The sequence below is a fragment of the Streptomyces sp. CAI-85 genome (genome assembly GCF_013363615.1).
Taxonomy (GTDB): Bacteria; Actinomycetota; Actinomycetes; order Streptomycetales; family Streptomycetaceae; genus Streptomyces; species Streptomyces antibioticus_B.
The window spans coordinates 64,385-72,037 of record NZ_JAANNX010000027.1 but is presented as its reverse complement, the minus strand read 5'-3'; the positions used below and the strand labels follow the sequence as shown (position 1 = coordinate 72,037).

Genomic DNA, 7,653 nt, shown 5'->3' with positions numbered 1-7,653 from the left:
TCGAGGCCAAGTACGGCAACCTCTTCGACATGTACCAGCGGATCACCGACGAGGATCCGTACCAAGTGCCCATGCGGATCTACCCGGCCGTGCACTACACGATGGGCGGACTGTGGGTCGACTACGACCTCCAGACCACCGTCCCCGGCCTGTTCGCGATCGGCGAGGCCAACTTCTCCGACCACGGCGCGAACCGGCTCGGCGCCTCCGCCCTCATGCAGGGCCTCGCCGACGGCTACTTCGTGCTGCCCGCCACCATCAACGACTACCTCGCCCGCAACCCCCACCAGGGCGACATCACCGCCGAACACCCCGTCGTCCAGGAGGTGCTGGCCGAGACCCAGGACCGGCTGAACCTGCTGCTGTCCGTCGACGGCGACCGCACCCCCGACTCCTTCCACCGCGAAGTCGGCGAACTGATGTGGGAGTTCTGCGGGATGGCCCGCACCGACGCCGGACTGCGCAAGGCACTGGAACGCATCCCGCAGATCCGCGAGGAGTTCTGGCGCCGCATCAAGGTCCCCGGCACCGGCGAGGAGTTCAACCAGTCGCTGGAGAAGGCCAACCGGATCGTCGACTACCTGGAACTCGCCGAGCTGATGTGCCTCGACGCGCTGCACCGCGCCGAGTCCTGCGGCGGCCACTTCCGCGAGGAGTCCCAGACCCCCGACGGCGAGGCCGCCCGCCGCGACGAGGAGTTCTCGTACGCGGCCGCCTGGGAGTTCACCGGCACCGGCACGGCTCCCGCCCTGCACAAGGAAGACCTGGTCTTCGAGTACGTCCACCCCACCCAGCGGAGCTACGCATGAAGCTCACCCTGCGCGTCTGGCGGCAGCGCGCCGCCGACGCCGACGGCGCCATGTCCACGTACGAGGTGGACGGCATCTCGCCCGACATGTCCTTCCTGGAGATGCTCGACACCCTCAACGAGGAACTCATCCTGCGCGGCGAGGACCCGGTCGCCTTCGACCACGACTGCCGCGAGGGCATCTGCGGCGCGTGCAGCCTCGTCATCAACGGCGACGCCCACGGCCCCGAGCGCACCACCACCTGCCAGCTCCACATGCGGTCCTTCCGCGACGGCGACACCATCGACGTCGAGCCGTGGCGGGCCGCCGCCTTCCCGGTGATCAAGGACCTGGTGGTGGACCGGTCCGCGTTCGACCGGATCATCCAGGCCGGCGGATACATCACCGCCCCGACCGGCGCCGCCCCCGAGGCCCACGCCACCCCGGTGCCCAAGCCGGACGCCGACATCGCCTTCGAGCACGCCGAGTGCATCGGCTGCGGCGCCTGCGTGGCGGCCTGCCCCAACGGCGCGGCCATGCTGTTCACCTCCGCCAAGGTCAACCATCTGAACGTGCTGCCGCAGGGCGCGCCCGAGCGCGAGACCCGGGTCCTCGACATGGTGGCGCAGATGGACGAGGAGGGCTTCGGCGGCTGCACCCTCGCCGGGGAGTGCGCGACGGCCTGCCCGAAGGGGATCCCGCTGGTCTCCATCACCGGCATGAACAAGGAGTGGCTGCGCGCCACCCGCAAGGCGGCCAAGCGGTAGCCCGCGGCGGGAAAGCAGCGAAGAGCGTTCGCCGACGGTGCGGACGGGCGGGACCGGGAGTGGTGCTCATCCCCGGTCCCGTCTGGCTTTCCCGAGGACGCCGGCCCGGCCCGGACCCTGGCATTCAGCATTCCCACATCCGTTCTCCCGGCACCGGTCACGTACACGCCAACCGGGATCGGGAGAAACAGGGGGAGCGCCACCGTCCCCGCTGTGGCCCGTCCCCAGGAGTGAGCCATGTCCGGCGTATCCACCCTCGACCGTCCCCCGCACTCCACCGCCCCCGTCCGCTACACCGTCACCCTGGCCCGCGACGAGGACGACGTACGGGCCGCGCAGCGGCTGCGGCACGAGGTGTTCGCCGGTGAGCTGGGCGCCCTGCTGACCTCCCCGCGGCCGGGACTCGACGTCGACCCCTTCGACGCCCACTGCGACCACCTGCTGGTCCGCGACACCGGCACCGGACAGGTCGTCGGCACCTACCGGCTGCTGCCGCCCGAGCGCGCGGCCGTCGCCGGACGGCTGTACGCGGAGAGCGAGTTCGACCTCACCCGCCTCGACGCGATCCGCCCCGACCTGGTCGAGGTCGGCCGTTCCTGCGTCCACCCCGACCACCGCGACGGCGCCGTCATCGGCCTGATCTGGGCCGGCATCGCCCGCTACATGGTGGACCGCGGCCACGAGTGGCTGGCCGGCTGCTGCTCGATCCCGCTCACCGACGGCGGCACCCTCGCCGCCGGCACCTGGGACCGGGTCCGCGCCAGGCACCTGGCCCCCGAGGAGCACCGCGTACGGCCGCTGCGCCCCTGGGTGCCGGCCGTGCCGCCGCCCGCGGGACGCACCGAACTGCCCGCCCTGCTGCGCGGCTACGTCCGCCTCGGCGCCCGGGTCTGCGGGGAGCCCGCGCACGACCCCGACTTCGGGGTGGCCGACCTGTACGTGCTGCTGTCGATGCGCCGGGTCGACCCGCGCTATCTGCGCCACTTCCTCTCCCTCGTGCCCGCCTCATGAGCGCCTGGCTGCCCACCGCGCCCTGCACCCCGCGGGGCTGCGTCCGCACGACGGCCGGCCTCACCGCCGTACCGCTGGCCGTGCTGCGGCTCACCGCCGTCCTGCTGCTCGTCCTCACCGGCGTCGTACTGTCCCCGCTCGGGGCGCGGATCCCGGCCGGGGCGGTACGGCGGTGGAGCCGGGCGGTGGTGCGGGCGGCCGGCGTCCGGATCCGGGTGACCGGCGCGCCCGCGCCTGGGGACGGCGGTCTGCTCCTGGTCGCCAACCACATCTCCTGGCTGGACGTCCCGCTGCTGGCCGGGATCCGCCCGGCCAGGATGCTCGCCAAGGCCGAGATCCGGGCCTGGCCGGTCGCGGGCGCGCTGGCCGCGCGCGGCGGCGTCCTGTTCATCGACCGCGACCGGCTGCGCGCACTGCCCGGCACGGTCGCCCGGATCGCCGGAACCCTGCGCGCGGGGCAGGCCGTCGCCGTGTTCCCGGAGGGCAGCACCTGGTGCGGCCGCGCCCGAGGGCCCTTCCGGCGGGCGGTGTTCCAGGCGGCCCTGGACGCCGGGGTCCCGGTCCAGCCGGTGCGCATCCGCTACCGGGACGCCACGGGCGCGCCCAGCACCGCGCCCGCCTACGTCGGCGACGACTCCCTGGCGGCCTCCCTGTGGCGGGTGGCCTCGACCCGCGGCCTGATCGCCGAGGCGGAACTGCTGCCGCTGATCCCGCCGGGCACCCACCCCGACCGCGCGACCCTGGCCTCGGCGGCGGGGGCCTACCCGTCGCGCAGGGCCTCGGCCCACGCCGCGAGCCGTGCGAAGTCGTAGGGGAGCAGACCGCGGCGCGGGTCGACGTGATGCAGCAGTGCCGGTCCCGGATGACGGCGGGTCACGAACTCCCGGTCCCGGTCGCCGACTTCGTCGTCCACCCAGGCGAAGGGCCGTCCGGCGGCCCACTCCACGACCCGCTCGGTCTTCCAGAAGACACCCGTGGGCGTCCGCTCCCGGGCGCCCGGCCCCCAGTCGATGTACGGCAGCTCCGGCAGCCCTATCTGCGGCCCGATCCACACGTTCGCCTCGGCCTCCCACGTGGTGGCCCACACCAACTCGTACGGCAACGCCCGCAGGGCCGCCCCGTGCGAGGGGTCGAGCCAGACCCGCAAGGGCTTCACCGCCGGGTCGTCCCAGCCACGCGGCCGCATCCGATGGGTGAGGTACCCCTCGGGCCGCCGGGTGGGCTTGGCGGCGTAAGGGTTGAGCGGGCCGTCCACGTCTATGAGCAGCAAGGGCGGCCGGGTGTAGGTCATGCGGGAGTCTACGGCGCCGGAGTTCTCGGGCGGGCGGGCCGGACATGCGGGAGCCTTCCGTACACGTCACGACGGACCCCGCGAGTCCCGGCACCGGCCACCCCGTCACGCCCGGTGACCGGCGCGGGTGCGGGGCCGCGTGTGCCGTGGCAGGTTGGTTAGCGCCGATGCCTGTCGCCGCAACCGGGGAGGCCCGCGATCATGACTACTCCAGGATTCGGATTCGGACGCAGCCCGTTCGAGGAGTTCGACGAGCTGATGTCCCGGTTCTTCGGCGGCGCCGGCGGGGGCGGCCCCGCCTCGCCCGCCCGGCGGCCCCAGCGCGTCGACATCGGCTCCCTGCTGTCCGAGCGGGCCCGTGAGCTGGTCGCTCAGGCCCGGGAGATCGCCGCCGAGGAGGGCAGCGAGGACCTCGACGCCCGGCATCTGCTGGCCGCCGCCACCACGCAGGACTCCACCCGCCGGCTGCTCGCCGAGGCGGGCGCCGACCCCGACCGGATCCGTGAGCGCCTCTCCTCCGGTCACGGCGGCGGCGCGCGCACCGAGCCCACCAGCCTGACCCCGGCCGCCAAGCGGGCGCTGCTCGACGCCTACCAGATCTCCCGCGCCGAGGGCTCCTCGTACATCGGCCCCGAGCATCTGCTGCGGGCCCTCGCCGTGAACCCCGAGTCGGCGGCCGGCCGCACGCTCGCCGAGACCGGCTGGGAGGGCGCGACCCGGATGCCCGAGGGCGGCGAGCGCAAGGCGCCCAGCTCCACGCCGACCATCGACGAGTTCGGCCGCGACCTCACCGAGGACGCCCGGGCCGGCAAGCTGGACCCGGTGATCGGCCGGGACGACGAGGTCGAGCAGACCATCGAGGTCCTCTCCCGCCGCAGCAAGAACAACCCGGTCCTGATCGGCGACCCGGGGGTCGGCAAGACCGCCATCGTGGAGGGCATCGCCCAGCGCATCGCCTCGGGCGACGTGCCGAAGACCCTGGAGGGCAAGCGGCTGGTCTCGCTCGACCTGGCGGGGATGGTGGCCGGCACCAAGTACCGGGGCGAGTTCGAGGAGCGGCTGAAGAAGCTCCTGGACGAGGTCGGCGAGCACGGGGACGGGCTCGTCCTCTTCCTCGACGAGATGCACACCGTCGTCGGCGCCGGAGGCGGCGGCGAGGGCGCCATGGACGCCGGCAACATGCTCAAGCCGGCGCTGGCCCGCGGGGAACTGCACCTCATCGGCGCCACCACCATCGACGAGTACCGCAAGCACATCGAGAAGGACGCCGCCCTGGAGCGCCGCTTCGCCCCGATCCTGGTCGGCGAGCCCAGCGTGGACGACACCATCGAGATCCTGCGCGGCCTGCGCGACCGCTACGAGGCCCACCACCAGGTCCGGATCACCGACGAGGCGGTGGTGGCGGCGGCCGAGCTGTCCGACCGCTACATCACCTCCCGCTTCCTGCCCGACAAGGCGATCGACCTGATGGACCAGGCGGCCGCCCGGGTCCGGCTGCGCTCACGCACCCCGCTGGCCGACACCCGGGAGATCGAGGACCGCCTCGCCGCCCTCAACCGGGAGAAGGACCAGGCCGTCGCCGACGAGGAGTACGAGCGCGCCAAGGAACTGCGCGACCGCATCAAGGAGGCGGAGGCCGAGCTGGACGGCAGCGCCGAGAAGTCGGAGGAGACGACCCCGAAGGTCACCGCCGACGACATCGCCGAGGTCGTCTCCCGCTCCACCGGCATCCCGGTCGCCCAGCTCACCGAGGAGGAGCGGGCCCGGCTGATGAAGCTGGAGGAGCATCTGCACGAGCGGGTCGTCGGCCAGGACGAGGCGATCACCGCCGTCGCCCGCGCGGTCCGCCGGGCCCGGGCCGGGATGAGCGACCCGAACCGCCCCGTCGGCAGCTTCCTCTTCCTCGGTCCCACCGGCGTCGGCAAGACCGAGCTGGCCCGCGCCCTGGCCGCCGCCCTGTTCGGCGACGAGCACCGCATGATCCGGCTCGACATGAGCGAGTTCCAGGAGCGGCACACCGTCTCCCGGCTGGTCGGGGCGCCGCCCGGATACGTCGGCCACGAGGAGGCCGGCCAGCTCACCGAGGCGGTGCGCAGGCAGCCGTACTCCGTCGTCCTGTTCGACGAGATCGAGAAGGCCCACCCGGACGTCTTCAACACGCTGTTGCAGATCCTGGACGACGGGCGGCTCACCGACTCCCAGGGCCGGACCGTCGACTTCAAGAACACCGTGGTCATCATGACGTCCAACATCGGCGCCGACCGGATCCTCGCGGCCGGGGTGGAGGACTACACGGCGGTCCGCGAGACGGTGATGCCGGTGCTCCAGCAGCACTTCCGGCCCGAGTTCCTCAACCGCATCGACGAGATCATCGTCTTCCGCGGTCTGGAGCGCGGCCAGATCCGCGAGATCGTCGATCTGCTGCTCGAACACACCAAGCGCCGGCTGCGCGCCCAGGACGTGGACCTGGAGGTCACCGACGGGGCGGCCGACCTGCTCGGCAACCTCGGCTACCAGCCCGACTTCGGCGCGCGTCCGCTGCGCCGCACCATCCAGCGCGAGGTCGACGACCGGCTCGCCGACCTGCTGCTCTCCGGACAGCTCAACCCCGGCGACCGGGCCCGGGTGGACGCGGTGGACGGCCACATCGTGGTGCACTCCGACCATCCGGCCAAGACCTGACGGCGTGACGCCGGTCAGACGGCGGGCCCGGATCCGTTCACGATCCGGGCCAGCCGTGTGTAGGAGTCCAGCAGCGCCGTACGGTCGTAGGTGCTGGTCGTGACGAGGACCTCCTGCGCGCCGGTGTCCTTCAGCAGGCCCTCCAGCTCGTCGGCCACCTGTTCCTCGGTGCCGGCGAGCTGGCCCGCGACACCGGACGTGTAGAAGCCGCGCTCCTTGGCGGTCATCTCCCGCGCCTCGACCGCCTCGGCGGGCGGCAGCGGCGGGAAGGTGCCGTGGGTGCGCGCGTACGCCATCGACCAGGCTTCGGGGACCAGGATCCGGCGGGCCTCCTCGGGCGTCCCGGCCACGGCGACCGTGCCCGAGACGACGACGTACGGCTCGCTCGCCCACGGCGACGGCCGGAACCCGGCGCGATAGGTGTCGACCCCGCGCCGCAGCCGGTCCCGGTCGCGCAGATCCCCGATGACCATGGGCAGACCCGCGCGGGCGGCGATCGCCGCGCCCTCGCCCATGGCCAGCACGAACGGCGGCACGGCCAGCCCCTCCGCCGGATAGGCGTGCGCCCGGGTGGGGGAGGTGCCGCGGAACCAGCCGAGCAGTTCGTCGAGCTGGGCGGCGAAGTCGTCCGCGTCGGCGTCGTCCCGGTCCCGGCCCAGCGCCCGGCGCACCCCGTCGGTGAACCCCACCGAGCGGCCGAGCCCCATGTCGATCCGGCCGGGGAACAGGGACTCCAGCACGCCGAACTGCTCGGCCACCACCAGCGGGCGGTGGTTGGGCAGCATCACCCCGCCGGTGCCCACCCGGAGGGTGCGGGTCGCGCCCGCCACGGCGGCCGCGAGGACGGTGGGCGCGGATCCGGCGACACCGGGCACGCCGTGGTGCTCGGAGACCCAGAACCGGTGGTAGCCGAGCCGCTCCGCCTCCCGGGCCAGGTCCACGGTGTCGCGCAGCGCCTCGGCGGCGGTGCGGCCCTCGCGGACGCGGGAGCGGTCGAGCACGGAGAAGCGGGCCGAGGCGAGGACGGAACTCATACCGCCTTCAACGCCCTGCGCCGCCCGGGGGATTCCGCGGCGAACGGGCGGGCGTGCCGGCTCGGCGGGCGCTGTCTAGG

7 protein-coding genes are annotated in these 7,653 nt (G+C 73.5%); 5 read left to right on the top strand and 2 right to left on the bottom strand.

What is annotated here, in order from left to right:
- The 4 genes from G6W55_RS24910 to G6W55_RS24895 form a co-directional block, all read left to right on the top strand.
- Positions 1-809 (top strand): FAD-binding protein (locus G6W55_RS24910; RefSeq protein WP_175523062.1); only part of this gene is annotated, 809 nt, incomplete at its 5' end.
- Positions 806-1,555 (top strand): succinate dehydrogenase/fumarate reductase iron-sulfur subunit, encoded by a 750-nt coding sequence (locus G6W55_RS24905; protein WP_175523061.1) that lies wholly within the window; start codon positions 806-808, stop codon positions 1,553-1,555. The genes G6W55_RS24910 and G6W55_RS24905, both read left to right, overlap by 4 nt.
- Positions 1,556-1,792: 237 nt before the next feature.
- Positions 1,793-2,566 (top strand): GNAT family N-acetyltransferase, encoded by a 774-nt coding sequence (locus tag G6W55_RS24900; protein ID WP_175523060.1) that lies wholly within the window; start codon positions 1,793-1,795, stop codon positions 2,564-2,566.
- The gene (locus G6W55_RS24895) at positions 2,563-3,378 is read left to right on the top strand and encodes a 1-acyl-sn-glycerol-3-phosphate acyltransferase (protein ID WP_175523059.1); all 816 of its coding nucleotides are present in this window, start codon (positions 2,563-2,565) and stop codon (positions 3,376-3,378) included. Before G6W55_RS24900 ends, G6W55_RS24895 begins: the two co-directional genes overlap by 4 nt.
- Here the strand turns inward: G6W55_RS24895 and G6W55_RS24890 are convergent.
- Positions 3,327-3,857 (bottom strand): hypothetical protein, encoded by a 531-nt coding sequence (locus G6W55_RS24890; protein ID WP_175523058.1) that lies wholly within the window; start codon positions 3,855-3,857, stop codon positions 3,327-3,329. The genes G6W55_RS24895 and G6W55_RS24890 overlap by 52 nt on opposite strands.
- 201 nt (positions 3,858-4,058) lie before the next feature.
- Here G6W55_RS24890 and G6W55_RS24885 point away from each other — a divergent pair, with 201 nt between their 5' ends.
- On the top strand, positions 4,059-6,539 hold the full coding sequence (locus G6W55_RS24885) for an ATP-dependent Clp protease ATP-binding subunit (protein WP_078636176.1): 2,481 nt from the start codon (positions 4,059-4,061) through the stop codon (positions 6,537-6,539).
- Positions 6,540-6,553: 14 nt separating this feature from the next.
- Here G6W55_RS24885 and G6W55_RS24880 read toward each other — a convergent pair whose 3' ends face one another.
- The gene (locus G6W55_RS24880; RefSeq protein ID WP_175523057.1) at positions 6,554-7,573 is read right to left on the bottom strand and encodes an LLM class flavin-dependent oxidoreductase; all 1,020 of its coding nucleotides are present in this window, start codon (positions 7,571-7,573) and stop codon (positions 6,554-6,556) included.
- Positions 7,574-7,653 lie beyond the last annotated feature (80 nt).

What these genes read in the sequence shown, in the direction of transcription:
- G6W55_RS24905 (WP_175523061.1), top strand. Translation starts at nt 806, where the DNA reads ATGAAGCTCACCCTGCGCGTCTGGCGGCAGCGCGCCGCCGACGCCGAC.
- G6W55_RS24900 (WP_175523060.1), top strand. Translation starts at nt 1,793, where the DNA reads ATGTCCGGCGTATCCACCCTCGACCGTCCCCCGCACTCCACCGCCCCC.
- G6W55_RS24895 (WP_175523059.1), top strand. Translation starts at nt 2,563, where the DNA reads ATGAGCGCCTGGCTGCCCACCGCGCCCTGCACCCCGCGGGGCTGCGTC.
- G6W55_RS24890 (WP_175523058.1), bottom strand. Translation starts at nt 3,857, where the DNA reads ATGACCTACACCCGGCCGCCCTTGCTGCTCATAGACGTGGACGGCCCG.
- G6W55_RS24885 (WP_078636176.1), top strand. Translation starts at nt 4,059, where the DNA reads ATGACTACTCCAGGATTCGGATTCGGACGCAGCCCGTTCGAGGAGTTC.
- G6W55_RS24880 (WP_175523057.1), bottom strand. Translation starts at nt 7,573, where the DNA reads ATGAGTTCCGTCCTCGCCTCGGCCCGCTTCTCCGTGCTCGACCGCTCC.